General features: G+C 72.5%; 17 protein-coding genes. 14 read left to right on the top strand and 3 right to left on the bottom strand.

What is annotated here, in order from left to right; genetic code table 11:
- The first annotated feature begins 130 nt into the window (after positions 1-130).
- The 6 genes from AW16_RS0110385 to gatB all read left to right on the top strand — a co-directional run bounded on the left by AW16_RS0110385 (position 131) and on the right by gatB (position 6216).
- Positions 131-1300 carry a Gfo/Idh/MocA family protein gene (locus tag AW16_RS0110385; protein ID WP_051681860.1) on the top strand — a complete coding sequence of 390 codons (1170 nt, stop codon included), beginning with the start codon at positions 131-133 and terminating at the stop codon, positions 1298-1300.
- Complete coding sequence (locus tag AW16_RS0110380; protein ID WP_029290151.1) at positions 1297-2298, top strand: sugar phosphate isomerase/epimerase; 1002 nt, start codon at positions 1297-1299, stop codon at positions 2296-2298. Before AW16_RS0110385 ends, AW16_RS0110380 begins: the two co-directional genes overlap by 4 nt.
- A 167-nt stretch (positions 2299-2465) precedes the next feature.
- Complete coding sequence (locus AW16_RS0110375) at positions 2466-2900, top strand: hypothetical protein (RefSeq protein ID WP_029290150.1); 435 nt, start codon at positions 2466-2468, stop codon at positions 2898-2900.
- A 9-nt stretch (positions 2901-2909) separates the two neighbouring features.
- On the top strand, positions 2910-3209 hold the full coding sequence (gene gatC, locus AW16_RS0110370; RefSeq protein WP_029290149.1) for an Asp-tRNA(Asn)/Glu-tRNA(Gln) amidotransferase subunit GatC: 300 nt from the start codon (positions 2910-2912) through the stop codon (positions 3207-3209).
- Complete coding sequence (gene gatA / locus AW16_RS0110365) at positions 3206-4714, top strand: Asp-tRNA(Asn)/Glu-tRNA(Gln) amidotransferase subunit GatA (RefSeq protein WP_029290148.1); 1509 nt, start codon at positions 3206-3208, stop codon at positions 4712-4714. The genes gatC and gatA overlap by 4 nt, the downstream gene beginning before the upstream one ends.
- Entirely contained in the window at positions 4711-6216 is a 1506-nt protein-coding gene (gene gatB / locus AW16_RS0110360) for an Asp-tRNA(Asn)/Glu-tRNA(Gln) amidotransferase subunit GatB (RefSeq protein WP_029290147.1), read from the top strand. Before gatA ends, gatB begins: the two co-directional genes overlap by 4 nt.
- 42 nt (positions 6217-6258) lie before the next feature.
- Here gatB and AW16_RS0110355 read toward each other — a convergent pair whose 3' ends face one another.
- The gene (locus tag AW16_RS0110355; protein WP_029290146.1) at positions 6259-6852 is read right to left on the bottom strand and encodes a TetR/AcrR family transcriptional regulator; all 594 of its coding nucleotides are present in this window, start codon (positions 6850-6852) and stop codon (positions 6259-6261) included.
- 92 nt (positions 6853-6944) lie between these two features.
- On the opposite strand from AW16_RS0110355, the gene AW16_RS0110350 reads away from it, so the two are divergent.
- Together AW16_RS0110350 and AW16_RS0110345 are read left to right on the top strand one after the other, a co-directional pair.
- Complete coding sequence (locus tag AW16_RS0110350) at positions 6945-7973, top strand: hypothetical protein (protein WP_029290145.1); 1029 nt, start codon at positions 6945-6947, stop codon at positions 7971-7973.
- A 74-nt stretch (positions 7974-8047) separates the two neighbouring features.
- Entirely contained in the window at positions 8048-8593 is a 546-nt protein-coding gene (locus AW16_RS0110345) for a GNAT family N-acetyltransferase (RefSeq protein WP_029290144.1), read from the top strand.
- Between the two features lie 56 nt (positions 8594-8649).
- Here AW16_RS0110345 and AW16_RS0110340 read toward each other — a convergent pair whose 3' ends face one another.
- On the bottom strand, positions 8650-9228 hold the full coding sequence (locus tag AW16_RS0110340; RefSeq protein WP_029290143.1) for a hypothetical protein: 579 nt from the start codon (positions 9226-9228) through the stop codon (positions 8650-8652).
- Positions 9229-9498: 270 nt separating this feature from the next.
- Here AW16_RS0110340 and AW16_RS17115 point away from each other — a divergent pair, with 270 nt between their 5' ends.
- Positions 9499-14436: a discoidin domain-containing protein gene (locus AW16_RS17115; RefSeq protein ID WP_034648742.1), complete on the top strand. Its 4938-nt coding sequence runs from the start codon at positions 9499-9501 to the stop codon at positions 14434-14436.
- A 3-nt stretch (positions 14437-14439) separates the two neighbouring features.
- On the opposite strand, the gene AW16_RS0110330 is transcribed toward AW16_RS17115, so the two are convergent.
- Complete coding sequence (locus AW16_RS0110330) at positions 14440-15816, bottom strand: deoxyribodipyrimidine photo-lyase (protein WP_029290142.1); 1377 nt, start codon at positions 15814-15816, stop codon at positions 14440-14442.
- Between the two features lie 148 nt (positions 15817-15964).
- Between AW16_RS0110330 and AW16_RS0110325 the strand changes: the two genes are divergently transcribed.
- The 5 genes from AW16_RS0110325 to ilvD (AW16_RS0110305) all read left to right on the top strand — a co-directional run bounded on the left by AW16_RS0110325 (position 15965) and on the right by ilvD (AW16_RS0110305) (position 21904).
- Entirely contained in the window at positions 15965-17515 is a 1551-nt protein-coding gene (locus tag AW16_RS0110325) for a peptide MFS transporter (RefSeq protein ID WP_081861589.1), read from the top strand.
- Between the two features lie 111 nt (positions 17516-17626).
- Positions 17627-19489, top strand: coding sequence for a dihydroxy-acid dehydratase (gene ilvD / locus AW16_RS0110320; protein ID WP_029290140.1), 1863 nt, complete (start codon positions 17627-17629; stop codon positions 19487-19489).
- 40 nt (positions 19490-19529) lie between these two features.
- Complete coding sequence (locus AW16_RS0110315; RefSeq protein WP_051681854.1) at positions 19530-19811, top strand: hypothetical protein; 282 nt, start codon at positions 19530-19532, stop codon at positions 19809-19811.
- Complete coding sequence (locus tag AW16_RS0110310) at positions 19808-20149, top strand: type II toxin-antitoxin system PemK/MazF family toxin (protein ID WP_304412827.1); 342 nt, start codon at positions 19808-19810, stop codon at positions 20147-20149. Before AW16_RS0110315 ends, AW16_RS0110310 begins: the two co-directional genes overlap by 4 nt.
- Before the next feature lie 48 nt (positions 20150-20197).
- Positions 20198-21904, top strand: a complete 1707-nt coding sequence (gene ilvD / locus AW16_RS0110305) for a dihydroxy-acid dehydratase (protein ID WP_029290135.1) — start codon at positions 20198-20200, stop codon at positions 21902-21904.
- Positions 21905-21926 lie beyond the last annotated feature (22 nt).

The following is a 21926-nucleotide window of genomic DNA, read 5'->3' as shown; positions in this document are numbered from 1 at the left end:
AGCCGGGTCGGTCCCGGGGCGGGCGGCGGCAGCCCGGCCGCCCGCCCCGGACCTCCACCCGCTCGACCGGTTCCGTGAGGAGGGACCCGTGGCAGCAGCACCCACCGACCGCCCGCGCCTGGGCGTGGGGATGGTCGGGTACGCCTTCATGGGCGTCGCGCACTCGCAGGCGTGGCGCACCGCACCCCGGTTCTTCGACCTCCCGCTCGACGTCGACATGACGGTCGTCGCGGGACGTGACGAGCAGGCCGTGACCGCGGCAGCCGCACGGCTCGGCTGGCGCGAGGCGACGACCGACTGGAAGCAGCTCGTCCTGCGCGACGACGTCGACCTGGTCGACGTGTGCACGCCCGGGGACACGCACGCCGAGATCGCGATCGCCGCGCTCGCGGCCGGCAAGCACGTGCTGTGCGAGAAGCCGCTCGCCAACTCGGTCGCGGAGGCCGAGGCGATGACCGCGGCGGCCGCGCGGTCGTCGGGTCTGGCGATGGTCGGCTTCACCTACCGCCGTGTCCCCGCGGTCCAGCTCGCGCGCACGCTCGTCGAGCAGGGGCGCATCGGCACCGTGCGGCACGTGCGCGCGCAGTACCTGCAGGACTGGATCGCCGACCCCGCGGCTCCGCTGTCGTGGCGGCTCGACAAGCAGAAGGCGGGTTCGGGCGCGCTGGGGGACATCGGCGCGCACGTGGTCGACCTCGCGCAGTTCGTCACGGGCGAGCAGGTCACAGGCGTGAGCGCGGTGCTGGAGACGTTCGTGCACGAGCGCCCGGTGGCGGACCAGTTCTCCGGGCTCTCGGGCACGTCGTCGTCGGGCCGCACCGGGCCCGTGACCGTCGACGACGCGGCGCTCTTCCTCGGCCGGATGTCCGGCGGGGGGCTGGCGTCGTTCGAGGCGACCCGGTTCGCCTACGGACGCAAGAACGCGATCCGCCTAGAGATCAACGGCTCGCGCGGCTCGCTCGCGTTCGACTTCGAGGACATGAACGTCCTGCACTACTTCGACGCGCAGGAGCCGGCCGAGACCGCGGGGTTCCGGCGCATCGTCGTGACCGAGCCCGAGCACGCGTACGTCGCCGCCTGGTGGCCCGCGGGCCACGGGCTCGGGTACGAGCACGCGTTCACGCACCAGGTCGTCGACCTCGTCGGGGCGATCGCCGCGGGCACGCAGCCGACGCCGTCCTTCGCCGACGGGCTGCAGGTGCAGCGCGTCCTGGACGCCGTCGAGCGCTCGGCCGCGGCAGGCTCGACCTGGACGACGACGCAGCCGGAAGCACCCGCCCGAGGAGGGGACCCGACATGACCCGACCCGTGACCCTGTTCACCGGCCAGTGGGCCGACCTGCCGTTCGAGGAGGTGTGCCGCCTCGCGGCGGGCTGGGGCTACGACGGCCTGGAGATCGCGTGCTGGGGCGACCACCTCGATCCGTGGCGCTGGGACGACGACACCTACGTCGCGGACCGGCTCGCGATCCTCGAGCGGCACGGCCTGAAGGTGTGGGCGATCTCGAACCACCTCAAGGGCCAGGCCGTGTGCGACGACCCCATCGACCAGCGGCACCGCGACATCCTGCCCGACGTGGTGTGGGGCGACGGCGACCCCGAGGGCGTGCGGCAGCGCGCGGCGCTCGAGATGCAGCACACCGCGCGCCTCGCGGCGCGGCTCGGCGTGCAGACCGTCGTCGGGTTCACCGGCTCGTCGATCTGGAAGTACGTCGCGATGTTCCCGCCGGTCTCGGCCGAGGCGATCGCCGCCGGCTACCAGGACTTCGCGGACCGGTGGAACCCGATCCTCGACGTGTTCGACGAGGTCGGCGTCCGGTTCGCGCACGAGGTGCACCCGAGCGAGATCGCGTACGACTACTGGACCACGGTCGCGGCCCTCGAGGCCATCGGCCACCGCGAGGCGTTCGGGCTCAACTGGGACCCGAGCCACTTCATCTGGCAGCAGCTCGACCCCGTCGACTTCATCCTCGAGTTCCGCGACCGGATCTACCACGTGGACTGCAAGGACGTGAAGGTCCGGCTCGGCAACGGCCGCAACGGCCGGCTCTCGTCGCACCTGCCGTGGGCCGACCTGCGGCGCGGGTGGGACTTCGTGTCCACGGGCCACGGGGACGTGCCGTGGGAGGCGGCGTTCCGGGCGCTCAACCAGATCGGGTACGACGGGCCCATCTCGGTCGAGTGGGAGGACGCCGGGATGGACCGGCTCGTCGGCGCACCCGAGGCGCTCGAGTTCGTGCGCAGCAAGGCGTTCGACGCTCCGGCGGCGGCGTTCGACGCGGCGTTCAGCGCGCGCTGAGCCGCGGCCGACGAAGGGCTGACGACGGGGCTGACGACGGGGCTCACGACAGGGCTCACGACAGGGCGAGGCGAGGTCCGGGGGAGAGTCGGACCGGTGAGGGCGCCGGGCGCGTTCTGAGGGGTGCGCGCCCGGCGCCGGGCTGACACCGGCCCGATACTGGCCCGATGATCTCGGTAGAGCTCGCCCTGCTGCTGCGTGACGCCGGGCTGCGGTGGCACCCGGCGTCCGGAGACCGGTTCGTGGTGCTCGTCGACGGCCTGGACGACGAGGTCTTCACGATCAGCGAGATGACGATCGAGGCGCACGCGTACGACACCGGCACCGTGCTCGGATTCAACGGCACCACGGAGTGGGCCCTCGACGCGGTCGCGCAGGAGGACGCGCTGTGGCTCCCGCGTGAGGACCAGCTGCGCGACCTGCTCGGCGGGACGTTCCGGTCGCTGGCCCGTTCGACGGACGGGAGCTACCAGGTGCTCGTCGAGCTCCCGGGGCGGCCGGAGCAGGTGTTCTCGGCCGGCACGGCCCACGACGCGTACGCCCATGCGCTGCTCTCGCTCGTCGCCACGGCCGTCGACCGGGCCCGACCGCCCGCCCACTAGACTCGCCGCATGTCCTCCCTCTCCCGCGACGAGGTCGCGCGCGTGGCGGGGCTGGCCCGGATCGACCTGACGCCCGCGGAGCTGGACCGCCTCGCGGGCGAGCTCGACGTCATCGTCGAGTCGGTCGCGCGCGTGAGCGAGATCGCCACGCCGGACGTGCCGGCCACCAGCCACCCCCTGCCGCTGACCAACGTGTTCCGCACCGACGAGCCGGTGGCCCCCGTGGACCGCGACGAGGTGCTCGCGGCCGCGCCCGCGGCCCAGGACGGCAAGTTCCTCGTGCCGCAGATCCTGGGGGAGGACGCATGAGCGACCTGACCTGTCTCACCGCCGCAGCGCTCGCCGAGAGCCTCGCCGCGGGCGAGGTGTCGAGCGTCGAGGCCACGCAGGCGCACCTGGACCGCATCGGTGCCGTGGACCACGCGGTGCACGCGTTCCTGCACGTCAGCACCGACGAGGCGCTCGCCACGGCGCGCGACGTCGACGAGCGGCGCGCACGCGGCGAGCAGCTGCACGCGCTCGCGGGCGTCCCGATCGCGGTCAAGGACGTCGTCGTGACGCGCGGCCTGCCGACGACCGCGGGCTCGCGCATCCTCGAGGGCTGGGTGCCGCCGTACGACGCGACGCTCGTCGAGAAGATCAAGGCCGCCGGGCTGCCGATCCTCGGCAAGACGAACATGGACGAGTTCGCGATGGGCTCGTCGACCGAGCACTCCGCGTACGGCAACACGCACAACCCGTGGGACCTCGACCGGATCCCCGGCGGCTCGGGCGGCGGCTCGGCCGCGGCCGTGGGCGCGTACGAGGCGCCGCTCGCGATCGGCACCGACACGGGCGGCTCGATCCGCCAGCCCGCGGCCGTCACCGGCACGGTCGGGGTCAAGCCCACCTACGGCTCGGTCTCGCGCTACGGGCTCATCGCGCTCGCGTCGTCGCTCGACCAGGCCGGCCCCGTGACGCGCACGGTGCTCGACAGCGCGCTGCTGCACGAGCTCATCGGCGGCCACGACCCGCGCGACTCGACGTCGATCGCCGAGCCGCTGCCGGCGCTCGTCGCTGCGGCCCGCCGGGGCGCGACGGCCGGCCTGTCCGGGGTGCGCGTCGGCGTCATCACCGAGCTGCAGGGCGAGGGGTACCAGCCCGGCGTCCTGGCCCGGTTCGAGGAGTCGCTCGAGCTGCTGCGCGGCGCGGGCGCCGAGATCGTCGAGGTCTCCTGCCCGCACTTCACGTACGCGCTCGCGGCGTACTACCTGATCCTCCCCGCGGAGGCGTCGAGCAACCTCGCGAAGTTCGACGGCATGCGCTTCGGCCTGCGCGTCGTCCCCGAGGACAACCCGACCGCCGAGCGCGTCATGGCCGCGACGCGCGGCCAGGGCTTCGGCGACGAGGTCAAGCGCCGCGTCATCCTCGGCACGTACGCGTTGTCCGCGGGCTACTACGACGCCTACTACGGCAGCGCGCAGAAGGTCCGCACGCTCATCCAGCGCGACTTCGACGCCGCGTTCGCGCAGGCAGACGTGCTCGTCTCGCCCACGGCGCCGACGACCGCGTTCAAGCTGGGCGAGAAGCTCGACGACCCGCTCGCGATGTACCTCAACGACGTCGCGACGATCCCCGCCAACCTCGCGGGCGTCCCCGGCCTGTCGCTACCCGCCGGGCTGTCCGACGACGGCCTGCCCGTCGGTTTCCAGGTGCTCGCGCCCGCGAAGGCGGACGACCGCCTGTACCGGGTGGGCGCCGCGCTCGAGGCGATGCTGGAGAACACGTGGGGCGGGCCGCTGCTGGCCCAGGCCCCGGAGCTGGAGACCCGATGAGCACGCAGGTGGACCTGGTCGACTATGACGAGGCGATCGCCCGGTTCGACCCCGTGATCGGCATCGAGGTGCACGTCGAGCTCGGCACGCGCACCAAGATGTTCGACGGCGCGCCCGTGTCGTTCGGCGCCGAGCCCAACACCGAGGTCACCCCGGTGTCGCTCGGGCTGCCGGGCGCGCTGCCGGCCGTGAACGGCACCGCCGTGGAGTACGCGGTGCGCATCGGGCTGGCGCTCGGGTGCTCGATCGCCGAGAGCTGCCGGTTCGCGCGCAAGAACTACTTCTACCCGGACGTGCCGAAGAACTTCCAGACGTCGCAGTACGACGAGCCGATCGCGTACGAGGGCTTCCTCGACGTGGAGCTCGAGGACGGCACGGTGTTCCGCGTCGAGATCGAGCGCGCGCACATGGAGGAGGACGCCGGCAAGAACACGCACGTCGGCGGCGCGACGGGTCGCATCCACGGCGCCGAGTACTCGCTCGTCGACTACAACCGGGCGGGCATCCCCCTGGTGGAGATCGTCACGAAGCCGATCGTCGGGGCGGGCGAGCGGGCCCCCGAGGTCGCGCGGGCGTACGTCCAGACGCTGCGGGACATCTTCCGGGCGCTCGAGGTGTCCGAGGCCCGCATGGAGCGCGGCAACGTGCGCGCGGACGTCAACGTGTCGCTGCGCGCGACGCCCGACTCCCCGCTCGGGACGCGTACCGAGACGAAGAACGTCAACTCGTTCCGCTCGATCGAGCGCGCGGTCCGCTACGAGGTCTCGCGCCAGGCGGCGGTGCTCGACGCGGGTGCGTCGGTCGTGCAGGAGACGCGGCACTGGCACGAGGACACGGGCATCACGACGTCGGGCCGCGTGAAGTCGGACGCCGAGGACTACCGGTACTTCCCCGAGCCGGACCTCGTCCCGATCGTGCCGGACCGCGCGTGGGTCGAGGGCATCCGGGCCGCGCTGCCCGAGCTGCCGGCCGCGCGTCGTCGTCGGCTGCAGGGCGAGTGGGGCTACGCGGACGCCGAGATGCGCGACGTCGTCAACGCGGGCGCGGTCGAGCTCATCGAGGCGACGGTCGCCGCGGGGGCGTCGCCGGCGGCGGCCCGCAAGTGGTGGATGGGCGAGCTCGCCCGCACCGCGAAGCAGCAGGACGTCGAGCTCGCCGAGCTGCCGATCACGCCCGCGCAGATCGGGGCGCTGCAGGGGCTCGTCGACTCCGGGCGGATCAACGACAAGCTCGCTCGTCAGGTGCTCGAGGGCGTGCTCGCGGGCGAGGGCGACCCGGAGTCGGTCGTCGTGGCGCGTGGGCTGGAGGTCGTGTCCGACGACGGTCCGCTGCTCGCGGCGATCGACGAGGCGCTCGCGGCCCAGCCCGACGTCGCGGACAAGATCCGGTCCGGCAACCTCGGCCCGGTGGGCGCGATCATCGGCGCAGTCATGAAGGCGACGCGCGGCCAGGCGGACGCCGGGCGCGTGCGCGAGCTCGTGCTCGAGCGCGTCCAGGGCTGATCCGTCCGACGCCCGGCGACCCGGACGGGTCGCCGGGCGTCGTCATGCCGGGAAGTACCGCTCGAGCGCGTCGAGGTACGCGTCGCCGTCGAAGTCCTCGACGAGGGTCGCCTGGATGACGTACCCCTGCACGGCCGAGACGAGCAGCGGGGCCTGAGCGACGCCGATCTCGTGCGCCCCGGACGCGGTGGCGCCGTGCGCACGCTCGTGCCACAGGGCCACGTAGCGGCCGAGCGTGCGCCGCAGCTCGGCGAGCACCGACGCCGCCAGGGTGCGCAGCTCGGGGTCGGTGACGCCCTCGCCCCACAGCTGCAGCATGACGCCGGTCGACCCGAGGTCGCGCACCATCCCCTCGACGAGCATGCGCGGGACCCGCGGGGGCGGGGGCATGGGGTCGAGTGCGGCGAGCCGTTCGACGTCGGCCACGCGGGAGCCGACGATCCGTTCGGCGACGGCCATGACCAGCGCGTTCTTGCTCGCGAAGTGCCCGTAGATGGCTCCCGCGGACAGGCCGGACTCGCTGATGATGTCGGCCATCGAGGTCGCCTGGAAGCCCGTGCGCCGGAAGGCGCGCAGCGCGGCGTCGGCGATCTCGTCGCGTCGGGCGGCGCGGTACTCGTCGGTGACCTTGGGCACGTCCCACCATAAAAACGAACGAACGTTCTTGACAAGCCGCCGGACGGGGTGGAACCTGAAAAACGAACAATCCTTCTGTTTGAGGAGTCCCCATGAACGTCCAGACCTCGTGGCGTCGGCTGGCCGCGCTCGGCACCGCGCTCGCGGCGGCTGCCGCCGTCCTCGCGCTCGCGTTCCTGTGGCCGAGCGCGGTCTCGAAGGCCAAGGACCTCCCGGTCGCGGTCGCCGGGCCGCCCGCCGCGGTCGCACAGCTCACCGGAGCGCTTGACGAGCGGGCCCCGGGCGTGTTCGACGTCGTCCCCGCCGCGGACCGCGCCGGCGCCGTCGACCTCATCGAGACGCGTGACGTCTACGGTGCGGTCGTCCTCGGCGCGCAGCCCGAGATCCTCACGACGAGCGCGGGCAGCGCGGTCGTGGCGCAGCAGCTCGGCTCGCTCGCACCCGTGCTGACCCAGCAGCTCCAGGCGAACGGCGTCGACGCGCAGGTGTCCGTCACCGACGTCGTCCCGCTCGGGAGCGGCGACCCGCGCGGCACGGTGCTCGGCGTCGTGACGCTGCCGCTCGTGCTCGGCGGCATGATCGGCGGCATCTCCGTGTCGCTCCTCGTCGTCGGGGTGTGGCGCAGGGTCGCCGCCGTCGGCGTCTACGCGGTCGTCGGCGGGCTCACGGTCGCGGGGGTCGTGCAGGGGATGCTCGACGCCCTCCAGGGCGCCTACCTCGTCAACGCGGCGATCGTCGCCCTCACGCTCGCCGCGATCGGCGGCGTGATCGTCGGGTTCGTGTCGCTCGTCGGGCGAGCCGGCATCGCGATCGGCCCCGTACTGTTCCTGCTCTTCGCCAACCCGCTCGCGTCGGCGGCCGCGCCCTGGCAGATGCTGCCCGCGCCCTGGGGGGCCATCGGCCAGTGGATGCCGCCGGGGGCAGCTGCGGCGCTCCTGCGCGACCACTCCTACTTCCCCCGTGCCGACGCGTCGCAGCTGTGGCTCGCGCTGGCGGCCTGGGCCGTCGTCGGCCTCGTCCTGGCGACCGCCGGGCACTTCCGCGGCACCGGCGCCGTGACCCACCTGGCGATCGAGGAGGCCGAGCACGACGCACGCGAGCCGCTGGTCGCGGCTCCCTGAGCGCGCGGTCGCACCGCGGTAACGTCGCTGCCACATGCGCGCCGTATCGTCCCTGTGGACGAGAGGAGACGTCGATGGACAAGCCGACGTTGCAGGGCGAGATGATCACCCTGCGACCGATCCGGGCCGACGACGCACCCGCGATGTGGGCCGCCCTGGGCGACGAGGAGGGCAACCGCCTCACGGGGACGACGCAGGTGTTCACGCTCGAGGAGATCGAGGCGTGGTGCGCGAGCCGGGGCGACGCTCAGGGACGCTACGACTTCGCGGTGACCGCCGGCGGGACCGACGAGTACCGCGGCGAGATCGTGCTCAACGAGATCGACGACGTCGTGCGCTCGGCGAACCTGCGGCTCGCGATGGGGCCCGCGTACCGCGGCCGCGGGTACGGCACCGAGGCGATCCAGCTGGTGCTCGGGTTCGCGTTCGACGGGCTGGGGCTGCACCGCGTCGAGCTCGACGTCCTGAGCATCAACGCCCGTGCGCAGTCGCTGTACGAGAACATCGGGTTCCGGCACGAGGGTCGTCGGCGGGACGCGTACCGCGACGGCGACGGGTTCTGCGACGCGATCGTCATGTCGATGCTCGAGGACGAGTTCCGGGCCGGTCAGATCGGCTGACGCGACGACGAAGGTCCCCGGGTCGAGACCCGGGGACCTTCGTCGTGCACGGCGTGTCAGCGGAGCCAGGGGTTCTTGCGCACGATCGGCAGGTTCGCCCACCAGCGGCCCAGGCCCCACGTGTCGCCCGCGAACGTGAGGGCGACGACGACGAGCACCAGCGCGTAGATGACGTGGTAGTCGATCAGCGGGTTGGTCGACCCCTGAGCGAGCGGCCACTCGGCGAGCCACATCATCGCCATGATGATCGAGCCGCACCACGCCGAGACGCGCAGGCCGATGCCGAGCATGACCGCGGCGCCGACGCCGAGCATGCCGAGCATGAACAGCCAGTCGGTGAGCGGGCTCGCGATGTTCGCGAAGAAGTCCTTGAGCGGACCCGTGGTGCCGAACTTCAGGAAGCCCTGGCTGGGCTGGCCGCCGTCGATCCACGACAGCGAGGGCTTGCCCTCGGCCACCGGGGCGCCGGTGCTGTAGTGCAGGCCGAACGTCTTGTCGAGGAAGGCCCACAGGAAGATGAAGCCGGTCGCGAGGCGGGCGATCGCGAGGGTCACGCGCGCCTTGCTGGAGGTGACGACGTCGGTCTCGGTGACATAGGTCGCCGACGCGGTGTCCGGAGTACGAAGGGCGGTCATGGTCGTGCTCTCTCGATGGATCCGAATGGCGTCGAGGTCGACGTCGTGCCTCCAGCGTTCCGCTGCGTCGCGACGAGTTCCCGGGACGTTCGTCCCCACTTCGTCACACTTCCACCACATCTGGGCGGGGAGCGCTCCCCAGGAAATCGCGCGTTGTGACCTGAATGACCCTTTCGCTACGCTCAGGGAGCGCTCCCTCGGGAACGGCCCTCCCGGAGCGCACCTGACGCGAGCAACGAGGCTCGCGCGTCACGGAAGAGGTCCACCTGCATGCGTGTCCCCGCTCGCCTCCGCCCTCCCGCGGTCGTCTCCGCCGCGGCCCTCGTCGTCGCGGCCGGCCTCGGCGCCGGAGCGCTCGTCGCGCCCGCCTCCGCGGCACCGGTCCCGAACCCGTCGGTCGTGGCGGTCGGGTCCGGCTCCTACGCGTCGGCGCCGCCCGCGGCGCTCGACTCGACCGACCACGACGTCTCGGGCTGGGTCGACAAGCCGCTGTTCATCGACGGCTCGGTCGCCGGCAAGCCCGTGCCGACCAACCAGTGGTGGACCGACCTCGTCGTCAGCAGGTACTCGGGCTCGTTGTGGGCGGACCCGCTCGTCCTGTCGAACTCGGCGTCGGGGACCAAGGTGTTCTACCCGACCCAGTGGAACGCGGACGGCACGGCGAGGGTCCTGTCCGACGAGATCGAGGTCGGCGGGGTCGGGCAGCCCGCGCCGCTGCCCGGCGACGTCGTGATGGCGGACTTCGAGGCCGCGCTGCCCACGGGCTGGACGGCGACCGGGAACGCGTTCACGGGGGTCAGCACCGGCACCAACGCCGGCCAGAGCACGGTCAGCGGGTTCACCGGGAAGGGGTTGGCGAACAGCTTCGTCGGCGGCGACGGCGCGACGGGCACGCTCACGTCACCCGCGTTCACGGTCGAGCGCCGCTACCTCGCGTTCCAGGTCGGCGGCGGGTCCACCGGGGTCGGCGTCCGCCTGCTCGTCGACGGCCAGGCGGTCCGGACCGCGACGGGCAAGAGCTCCGAGCAGCTGTCCTGGGTGACGTGGGACCTGAGCGACCTGAAGGGCCGCTCCGCCAAGGTCGAGATCTTCGACTCGAGCACGGGCGGCTGGGGTCACGTGCTCGCGGACCAGTTCGTCCGGACCGACGACGTGAGTGGCATCGACACCCGGTTCTCCTCGACGTTCCAGGCGCTCGACGCCAAGGCGCTGAGCTGGGGCGACTGGGACGTCAGCTGGCGGATGACGTCGTCGTCGGGCCAGCGCATGGACGTCACCGCCGCACGGGGGACGCCGTACGTGTGGTTCGAGACGAAGGGCGTCACACCCCAGGTGCGGCTCGGCAAGGACGCGACGGTGACCGGCCTCGACGGCAAGGCCGTCACGTTCCCCGCGAAGGTCGCGGCGCTCCAGGTCACGCAGAACGGTCGCTCGTTCGGCCTGCACCTGCCCGCGGACGCGTCGGTCGAGCGTGCGGGCGACGTCCTCACGGTGACGTCGGCGAAGGGCTACCTCGTCGTCAGCGCGATCCCCGCCACGGGCGCGAGCCTGGCGGACCTGCAGGCCCACGCGTTCGCGGTCCCGCGTGACACCACGATGACCTACGCCTACGACCCCACCGCGGGTGAGGTGCGCGAGACGTGGGACGTGCGCACCGACGTGCTCGAGGGCACGGACCACGCGACGATCCAGGGCTGGCTGCCGCACCACTACGTGCAGGCGAAGAACACGCTCGCGTTCACCGGATACGGCTACGACGCACCGCACGGACGGCTCAAGATGACCGTCGGCACGGGCGGCTGGGTGCTGCGCTACCCGTTCACCGGGATCCTGCCCGTCGCCCCCGCGCCGACGGGAGACGCGGCGGCCCGCGTGCGGAAGTACGTCGAGGACTACGCCGGCAAGACCGGCTACGGCGGCGACACGTACTGGGGCGGCAAGGACGTCCTGCAGCTCGCCGAGTACATGACGATGGCCAAGCAGGTCGGTGACACGGGCGCCTACACCGCGCTCAAGAAGACCCTCACGACCGCGCTCGGCGACTGGTTCACGTACACACCGGGGGAGACCGAGCACTTCTTCGCGCGGTACCCGACGTGGAAGGCGCTCGTCGGCTTCTCCGACTCCTACGGCTCGTTCCAGTTCACGGACAACCACTTCCACTACGGGTACTTCACGCTGGCGGCCGCGCTGCTCGCGATGGACGACCCGACGTGGGGGCAGCAGTACGGCCCGATGGCGACGCTGGTGGCGAAGCAGTACGCGAACGGCGACCGCACGAGCACGGACTTCCCCTACCTGCGCACGTTCGACACCTGGGAGGGGCACTCCTACGCGGGCGGCACGAGCTCGCCCGGCGGCAACAACCAGGAGTCCAGCTCCGAGGCGATCCAGTCCTGGGTCGGCGTGTTCCTGCTGGGCTCGGCGCTCGGCGACGACAAGATGCAGGCCACGGGTGCGATGGGCTACGTGACCGAACGGGCCGCGGTGCAGGAGTACTGGCTGGACACCCCCGGCCCGTCGCTGACCACCGGAAACGCGGGGACGACCAACCGGCCCGCCGCCTACCAGCACGGCACGACCGGCATCCTGTTCGACTCCGGTCAGGCGTTCGCGACGTACTTCAGCGGCGACCCCGCGTGGATCTACGGCATCCAGTGGATGCCCACCGGCCCGTGGTTCGGCTACTTCGGATGGGACCGCACCGCCGCGCGCGAGCTGCTCGCGAAGATGTTCGACGAGCGCCCGGCCGTGCTCGCCAAGGACACGGGCGAGGACCTCGCGACGGCGCGGCAGAAGTACGCCTACGACGTGCGCGACTACGTCGCGGGCCGCGACACCGCGCACGCCGCCGACGTCTACTCGCTCATGGGCGACGCGCTCGGCAACGTCGTGCTCGGGTACCTCGCGCAGGCCGACCCGGCGCAGTACGCGGACGTGATCGCCGAGCTCGACCGCCGGGCCGACCCGGTGGCGCGCGGCGTGTCGATGGCGGGCGCGGTGTACTACAACGGCCTCGCCAACATCTCGCTCGGCCAGGAGGTGGTGAGCAGGCACGTCGCGGCCCCGACGAGCCAGGTCTACAAGAACGGCTCGACGTACACCTACGTCGTCTACAACCCGACGGGCGCGCAGCAGACGTACGCGGTGCTCGACGGCAGCACGCAGATCGGCTCGATCGCGGTGCCGGCCCGCACGCTCGTGCGCTCGACCGGCCTGGGCTCGACGCTCACGACGATCGAGCTGTCGGCGTCGCCCGCCGTGCGGACCGTCGCACCGGGGTCGTCGGTCACGTTCTCGGCCCGCGGGATCGACCAGAACGGGGCGACGACCGCCACCCCGGGGCTCACGTGGTCCGTGAGCGGCGGCGGCACGATCTCGTCGGCGGGTGTCTTCTCCGCGACGACGAGCACCGAGAAGGTGACCGTGACGGCGACGTCGGGCAGCGTCAAGGCCACCACGACGATCCGCGTCGCCCCCGCCCCCGTGCTCACCGGGATCGACGTGAGTCCCGGCTTCGCACGGACCACGGTCGGTGGGACCGCGACGTTCTCCGCGGCTGGCGTCGACCAGTACGGCGACCCGTACCCGCTGTCGGGCGTCACGTGGAGCGCGCCAGGGGTCGGGACCGTGGCCGCGGGGAAGCTCACCGCGTCCGCGGTGGGGTCGGCGGCCGTGACCGCGAGCGTCGGGTCCGTGCAGGGGTCGGCCGTGGTGGCCGTCGCGACCGAGCAGCAGCTCGCCGGCGGCGCGACCGCCACGGCGAGCGGCGGCACGGCGTCGCTCGGCGTCGACGGCTCCGCGACGACGCGGTGGGAGAGCCCGTTCGCGGACGAGCAGTGGTACCAGCTCGACCTCGGCGCGAGCTACGAGCTCACGGGCGCGAAGATCACGTGGGAGGCGGCCGCGGCCAAGACGTACGACGTCCAGGTGTCGTCGTCCGCGAACGGGCCGTGGACGACGATCCGCTCGGTCACCAAGACCGACGCGTCGGCCGACGACCTGGCGCTCACGGGTTCGGGCCGCTACCTGCGCCTCGCGCTGCACACACGGCTGACCGGGTACGGGTTCTCGTTCTGGGAGCTCGCGGTGCGCGGTGTGCCGTCGGCGTCGTCGGTGACGCCGAACGTGCTGCGGGTGTCGCCCGGCAGCGTGGCGGTCCCCGCCGGCGGCACGCGCACGCTCGCGGCGTACGCGTTCGACGCGCAGGGACGCGGCGGTGCGGTCTCCCCGACGTGGTCGGTGACCGGCGGCGGGAGCGTGTCGGCGAGCGGGACGTTCAGCGCGCCGACGACGGCCGGCACGAGCACGGTCTCCGCGACGTGGAACGGGCTCAGGGGCACGAGCGCGGTCGCCGTCGGCGCCGGAGGAGGGTCCACGGATCCCACCCCGACGCCGACCCCGACGCCCACGGGCTCGCTCGTCGACCTCGCACGTGGCAGGACGGCCACCGCGAGCAGCGTCAGCGGTGCGAACGCTGCCGCGCTCGCGGTCGACGGTGACGGCGGCACCCGGTGGGAGAGCCAGTTCGCCGACGCGCAGTGGATCCAGGTGGACCTCGGCAGCAGCCGGCACCTGCAGCGGGTCCAGATCGACTGGGAGACGGCCGCGGCGAAGCGGTTCTCCGTGCTCGTCTCGAACAGTGCGACCGGGCCGTGGACCACGCTCGCCACGGTCGACAAGTCGAGCGCCGCGGCGGACGACGTCGCGGTCGACGGGACCGGTCGCTACCTGCGCATCGACGCCCCGACGCGGCTGACCGGGTACGGCGTGTCCATCTGGTCGCTGCGCGCGCTCGGCGAGTCGACCGACGCTCCCGCACCGACCGAGCTCGCCAAGGGCCGCACGGCCACGGCGAGCAGCGTCACCGGGGGGAACACGGCCGCTCGCGCGGTCGACGGTGACGCCGGGACCAGGTGGGAGAGCGCGTCGGCCGACGGGCAGTGGTGGCAGGTGGACCTCGGGCAGAGCCGCACGCTCACGCAGGTGCAGATCGACTGGGAGACCGCGGCCGCGAAGCAGTTCAGCGTCCAGCTGGCCGACTCGCCGACGGGACCGTGGCGCACGGCGGCGACCGTGACGAAGACGAGCTCCGCACCGGACGCCGTCGCCGTGTCCGGCACCGGGCGCTACCTGCGGATCGATGCGCCGACGCGGCTCACGCAGTGGGGCGTGTCGATCTGGGAGGTGCGCGTCTACGGCTCGTGAGGCTCAGCCGGGCCCTCGACGCAGGTCGTCGAGGGCCCGGCGCCGCTCCGTCGCATGGTCGACGATCGGCGCGGGGTACCCGGCGGGCGGGGGCTCGAGGTCCCACGGGCGGTGCACGGCCCGTCCCGGTGTGCCGCGCAGCTCTGGCACCCACCGACGCACGTACGCGCCGTCGGGGTCGAACCTCTCGCCCTGGGTCACGGGGTTGAACACCCGGAAGTAGGGCGCCGCGTCCCGGCCGGTCCCTGCCACCCACTGCCAGTTGAGCTGGTTCTGCGAGACGTCGCCGTCCACGAGCCGCGCCATGAAGTGCTCCGCACCGCGCTGCCACCGCACGTGCAGGTCCTTGACCAGGAACGAGGCGACGACCATCCGCACCCGGTTGTGCATCCACCCCGACGCGAGCAGCTGTCGCATGCCGGCATCGACGAACGGGTAGCCCGTACGGCCTGCGGCCCACGCGTCGAGAGCCGCGTCCGCCTCCGCGCCGGTCGCCCACGAGTCGTCGGGCAGCACGGCCCGCAGCGACCGCGTGGCGGACGCGGGGTGGTGCCAGAGCACGTCGGCGTGGAACTCGCGCCACGCCAGCTCGGAGCGGTAGACCGCGACGGACGGGGAGCCGTGATCGCGGGCATGCTGCGCCAGGTCGGCCAGCAGTGTGCGCGGGTGCAGCTCGCCGTACTTCAGCGGCGTCGACATCGCCGAGGTGGTGTCGAGGTCGGGGCGGTCGCGCTCGTCGGCGTAGCCGTCGAGCTGCTCGCGCACGAACCGGTGCCACCGCTCGCGTGCCGCGTGCTCACCCGCGGCGGGCAGCGCGACGTCCGGCGCCTGCGCGCGGGGGAGGTCCTCCGAGCGTGCACCACCCCACGGCACGTCGCGGGGCCGGGGCGCCGGGGCGGCCCACCCGTGGTCGAGCCACGCGCGACGGAAAGGCGTGAACACCTGGTACGGCGTACCCGCACCCGTGCGCAGGCGGCCAGGTGCGACCGCGTACGGGCACCCGGTCGCGACGAGCTCGACGTCTCCGAGCGCGGTACGCACGGCGTCGTCGCGGCGGCGCCCGTACGGCTCGGTCGCGCCGCTCACGTGCACGCTCGTCGCGCCCACCTCGCGAGAGAGCTCCGCGACAGCCTGCTCCGGACGACCGTGCCGCACGACGAGGCCGCGACCGCCACCGTCGCGCACCTGCGCGTCGAGGGCCGCGAGGCTCGCGGCCAGGTGCGTGAGCCGTGGAGCGCCGGACGAGCGCCACAGCGCCGGGTCGACGACGAAGAGCGGCACCACCTCGCCGCCGTCGTCGCGAGCCCGTCGCACGGCCGCCACCAGCGACGGGTTGTCCGCGAGCCGCAGGTCTCGCCGGAACCACTGGACGCTGGTCACCGACCGACCGTACGTGCCGGCGCCGACGAGCGCGCGAGGAGCGACGGGGGGCCGCAGGCCCGCGCGCGTGGACCGCGGGCACCCGTCCGTGCAGGTGGGGAGAGCGCCAGGGCTGGTGCGTCGCGGACGGTGCCGCCACGATGAGCCCATGAGCGGACCAGGGGACGCGCAGCCGGGCAGCGACGCAGCGGTGGAGCCGACGAGGGTCGGGCCTGCGGGACCGCTGCCGCGCGACCGGGCGTTCTTCGGCCAGCCGATGGGGCTCGCCACGCTGTTCGGGACCGAGCTGTGGGAGCGGTTCAGCTACTACGGGATGCGCGGCATCCTGCTCTACTACCTGACGGACACCGCAGCCAACGGCGGGCTCGGGATCGACGGCACGTCAGGGCAGGCGCTCGTCGCCGCCTACGGGGCGTCGGTGTACCTCGTGTCGGTGCTCGGCGGCTGGCTCGCCGACCGGGTCGTCGGCGCGCGTCGCGCCGTGCTGTACGGCGGCGTCGTCATCGCCGCCGGCCACGTGTCGCTCTCGATCCCCGGCGCGGGCTTCTCGTTCGCCGGCATCGCGCTGGTCGCGCTCGGCACCGGCCTGCTCAAGCCCAACGTCTCCTCGATGGTCGGAGAGCTCTACTCGCGCGACGACCCGCGCCGCGACTCGGCGTTCTCGATCTTCTACATGGGCATCAACATCGGCTCGCTCAGCGCGCCGTTCGTCGTCGGGGCCGTGCAGGGCGCCTGGGGCTACCACGCGGGCTTCCTCGTCGCCGCGATCGGCATGGCGCTCGCGCTCGTCGCGTTCGTGCTCGGCCGCCGGTACATCGGCGAGGCCGGCGCCGTGCCCCCCAACCCGCTCACCGAGGCGGACCGCGGACCGGTCGCGCGGCTGTTCGGCGCCGTCGCCGCCGGCTGCCTCGTCGCGCTCGCGATCGCGTGGGCCGTGCGCGGCGAGCTGACCCTCGACACGTTCGTCGACGCGCTGTCCTACGTCGCGCTCGCCGCGCCCGTCGCGACGTTCTGGGTGATGTTCCGTTCCCCCAAGGTCACGGCCCCCGAGCGCTCGCGGCTGCGCGCCTACGTCCCGCTCTTCGTCGCGGCGATGCTGTTCTGGATGATCTTCGAGCAGGCCGCCAGCACGCTCGCGGACTTCGCGAAGTACGACACCGACCGCACGCTCGGCTCGTGGACGATCTCGCCCGTGTTCTACCAGTCGCTCAACCCGGGCTTCATCATCCTGCTGGCGCCGGTGTTCGCGTGGCTGTGGATGCGGCTCGACGACCGTCCGCCGACGTCCGTGAAGTTCGCGCTCGGGCTCACGCTCGCGGCGCTGAGCTTCGTGTTCCTCGCGTTCATGGCCGCGGCCGCGGACGGCGGGAAGTCGCCCTGGTGGGTGCTCGTCGTCGTGTACCTGGTCCAGACGCTCGGGGAGCTCTGCCTGTCGCCCGTGGGGCTCGCCGCCACGACGTTGCTCGCGCCGAAGGCGTTCCGGGGCCAGGCGATGGCGCTGTGGTTCCTCGCGACGTCGGCCGGCAACGCGATCACCGCGCAGCTGGTGCAGGCGACCGAAGGTGCGTCGAACGCCCAGTACTTCGGCTGGATCGGCGCGGTCGCTCTCGTGTTCGCGCTCGGGATGTTCGCCGTGGCACCGTGGGTCACGCGGCACATCCGGGAGGGCGCCGAGGGCGACGCGGCGGTGCAGGCCTGAGGCCCGCCCAAGGGTCACAGGTCGGACGCGTGCGACCACCTGCCGGGACGCGGACGTAGTGTGGGCGGGCGCCCCGAGCGCCCCCCGATCCGCCGAAGGAGCACCACCGCGATGAGCCGTCCCCTGCGCTCGCGTACGTCCACCCACGGCCGCAACATGGCCGGCGCCCGCGCGCTGTGGCGCGCGACCGGCATGGGGTCGGAGGACTTCGGCAAGCCGATCGTCGCGATCGCCAACTCGTACACGCAGTTCGTGCCCGGGCACGTGCACCTCAAGGACATGGGGGACCTGGTCGCGTCCGCGATCCGTGAGGCCGGCGGCGTCGCCAAGGAGTTCAACACGATCGCGGTCGACGACGGCATCGCGATGGGCCACGGCGGAATGCTCTACTCGCTGCCGAGCCGCGACCTCATCGCCGACTCGGTCGAGTACATGGTCAACGCGCACTGCGCCGACGCGCTCGTGTGCATCTCGAACTGCGACAAGATCACGCCGGGCATGCTCAACGCGGCGCTGCGCCTGAACATCCCGGTCGTGTTCGTCTCGGGCGGTCCGATGGAGGCCGGCAAGGCCGTCGTCGCCAACGGTGTGGCGAGCACGCACCTCAACCTCATCAACGCGATCAACTACTCGGCCGACGACAACGTGTCCGACGACGCGCTCGCCAAGGTCGAGGAGAGCGCCTGCCCCACGTGCGGCTCGTGCTCGGGGATGTTCACCGCCAACTCGATGAACTGCCTGACCGAGGCGCTCGGGCTGTCGCTCCCGGGCAACGGCTCGACGCTCGCGACCCACGCAGCGCGCCGCGAGCTGTTCCTCGAGGCCGGTCGCACGGTCGTCGACCTGGCCCGCCGCTACTACGACGACGAGGACGACACCGCCGCGCCGCGCGGCATCGCGACCAAGGCGGCGTTCGCCAACGCGATGGCGCTCGACGTCGCGATGGGCGGCTCGACCAACACCGTCCTGCACGTCCTCGCCGCCGCGCAGGAGGCCGAGGTCGACTTCACGCTCGCCGACATCGACGAGATCTCGCGCCGCGTGCCCTGCCTGTCGAAGGTCGCCCCGAACCACCCCGACTTCCACATGGAGGACGTGCACCGCGCGGGCGGCATCCCGGCGCTGCTGGGCGAGCTGGACCGCGGGGGCCTGCTGGACCACGACGTGACGAGCGTGCACACCCCGACGCTGCGCGCGTGGCTCGACGACTGGGACGTCCGCGGTGGCCGTGCGACCGAGCGCGCGATCGACCTGTTCCACGCGGCCCCGGGCGGCGTGCGCACGACGCAGGCGTTCTCGACGAGCAACGTGTGGGACTCGCTCGACACCGACGCCGCGAACGGCTGCATCCGCGACGTCGAGCACGCGTACACCGTCGAGGGGGGCCTCGCGGTGCTGCGCGGCAACCTCGCGCAGGACGGCGCGATCATCAAGACGGCCGGCATCGACCCGGAGCTCTTCCACTTCGTCGGGACCGCGATCGTGTGCGAGTCGCAGGAGGACGCGGTCGACAAGATCCTGTCGAAGCAGGTCAAGCCCGGTCACGTGGTCGTCGTGCGCTACGAGGGGCCGTCCGGCGGTCCGGGCATGCAGGAGATGCTCTACCCGACGTCGTTCATCAAGGGCCGCGGGCTCGGCAAGGTGTGCGCGCTCATCACCGACGGCCGGTTCTCGGGCGGCTCGAGCGGCATCTCGGTGGGGCACGTCTCCCCGGAGGCCTCGGCGGGCGGCGCGATCGCGCTCATCGAGGACGGCGACGAGATCGAGATCGACGTCGAGACGCGCCTCATCCGCATCAACGTTCCGGATGCCGTCCTGGCAGACCGACGGGCGAAGATGGAGGCGTCCGAGCGGCCTTGGCAGCCCAAGGACCGTGACCGCTACGTCTCGCCCGCGCTGCAGGCGTACGCGGCGATGGCGACCTCGGCCGACCGCGGCGCAGTGCGCGACGTGAGCCTGATCCGCCGCGGCTGAACCCGGGGCGGGTGCCGGTCATACCGGTTATACTCGCCGGATGAAGACGGCGATCTCGGTCCCCGAGGAGACGTTCGCGCTCGTCGAGTCGCGCGCGGCCGAGCTAGGGATCTCGCGTTCCGAGTTCTACACGCGCGGAGCTCGGCTCCTCCTCGAGCGGACCGCCGCAGACTCCGTCCAGGAGCGCATCGACCTCGTCGTCGAGTACGTCGGCGTCGGCGACGACAGCCACGACTTCGCGGTCGCGGCGGGGCGCCGACGGCTCGCGGTCGGCGGTGTCGGCGAGGGTGTCGGCGAGGGTGTCGGCGAGAACGACTGGTGATCGTCCGTGGTGACGTCTTCTGGCTGGACCTGGGCGAGGCGGAGGGGAGTCGGCCCGCACGTCGAAGGCCGGTCGTGGTCGTCCAGGACGACGCGTACAACGCGAGCCGCCTCGCGACGGTCGTCGTCGCCGTGATGACGTCGAACGTCGCGCTCGCCGCGATGCCCGGCAACGTCCTGCTCCCCGCCCATGCCACCGGGTTGGCGCGCGACAGCGTCGTGAACGTCACCGCACTCGTCACGGTGGACAAGCGTGAGCTGGTGGAGCGTGTCGGCACGGTCAGGGCGCCTTTGATGTCCGACGTGTCTCGAGGCCTGCGGCTCGCGTTGTCACTCTGACGTGCGCACCGCGGGGCGGCGCCGCGAGGCCGGTCCTACAGTGACCCCATGAGCACCGACGCAGGTGAGATCGACATCAAGCCGCGCTCGCGGCAGGTCACGGACGGTCTGGAGGCGACCGCGTCTCGCGGCATGCTGCGAGCTGTCGGGATGGGCGACGACGACTTCGCGAAGCCGCAGATCGGCGTCGCGAGCTCGTGGAACGAGATCACGCCCTGCAACTTGTCGCTGGACCGCCTCGCGGACGCGGTCAAGGCCGGGGTGCACGCCGCGGGCGGCTACCCGCTCGAGTTCGGCACCATCTCGGTCTCGGACGGCATCTCGATGGGGCACGAGGGGATGCACTTCTCGCTCGTGAGCCGCGACGTCATCGCGGACTCGGTCGAGACCGTGATGCAGGCCGAGCGGCTGGACGGGTCGGTGCTGCTCGCGGGCTGCGACAAGTCGCTTCCGGGGATGCTCATGGCCGCCGCGCGGCTCGACCTGGCGAGCGTCTTCCTCTACGCCGGCTCGATCGCACCGGGTTGGGTCAAGCTGTCGGACGGCACCGAGAAGGACGTGACGATCATCGACGCGTTCGAGGCCGTCGGGGCGTGCGCGCGTGGGCTCATGAGCGAGGAGGACCTCGGTCGCATCGAGCGTGCGATCTGCCCCGGCGAGGGTGCGTGCGGCGGGATGTACACCGCGAACACGATGGCGTCGGTCGCCGAGGCGATGGGGATGTCGATCCCCGGCTCCGCAGCGCCGCCGAGCGCGGACCGCCGCCGCGACGCGTTCGCACACCGATCGGGCGAGGCCGTCGTCGAGCTGCTGCGCCGCGGGATCACGGCACGGCAGATCATGACCAAGGAGGCGTTCGAGAACGCGATCTCCGTGGTGATGGCGTTCGGTGGCTCGACCAACGCCGTGCTGCACCTGCTGGCGATCGCGCACGAGGCCGAGGTCGACCTGGCGCTCGACGACTTCAAGCGCGTCGCGGCCCGGGTCCCGCACCTCGGCGACCTCAAGCCGTTCGGGCGCTACGTCATGAACGACATCGACCGCATCGGTGGTGTCCCGGTGGTCATGAAGGCGCTGCTCGACGCCGGGCTGCTGCACGGCGACTGCCTCACCGTGACGGGACGGACCATCGCAGAGAACCTCGCGGACGTGAACCCGCCGGACCCCGACGGCAAGATCCTGCGGGCGCTCGACGACCCCATCCACCGCACCGGCGGCATCACGATCCTCGGTGGTTCGCTCGCACCGGACGGCGCCGTCGTCAAGAGCGCCGGGTTCGACTCGGACGTCTTCGAGGGGACCGCGCGCGTGTTCGACCGCGAGCGCGCCGCGATGGACGCGCTCGAGGACGGCACGATCACGGCGGGCGACGTCGTCGTCATCCGGTACGAGGGACCCAAGGGCGGACCGGGGATGCGCGAGATGCTCGCGATCACGGGTGCCATCAAGGGGGCAGGCCTCGGCAAGGACGTGCTGCTGCTCACCGACGGACGCTTCTCGGGTGGCACCACTGGTCTGTGCGTCGGGCACGTCGCGCCGGAGGCGGTGGATGCCGGGCCGATCGCGTTCGTCCAGGACGGCGATCGCATCCGCCTCGACGTCGCGAACGCGACGCTCGACCTGCTCGTCGGCGACGCGGAGCTCGAGGCGCGCAAGGCGGGGTGGGAGCCGCTGCCCCCGACCTACACGCGCGGCGTCCTCGCGAAGTACGCCAAGCTGGTGCAGTCGGCCTCGAAGGGCGCCGTCCTGATCTGACGGCACGGCCGGAGGTCGGTGC

Source organism: Cellulomonas sp. HZM, from assembly GCF_000708885.1.
Lineage (GTDB): Bacteria > Actinomycetota > Actinomycetes > Actinomycetales > Cellulomonadaceae > Cellulomonas.
The sequence above is the reverse complement of the archived record's forward strand: the minus strand, read 5'-3'. Positions and strand labels throughout refer to the sequence as shown.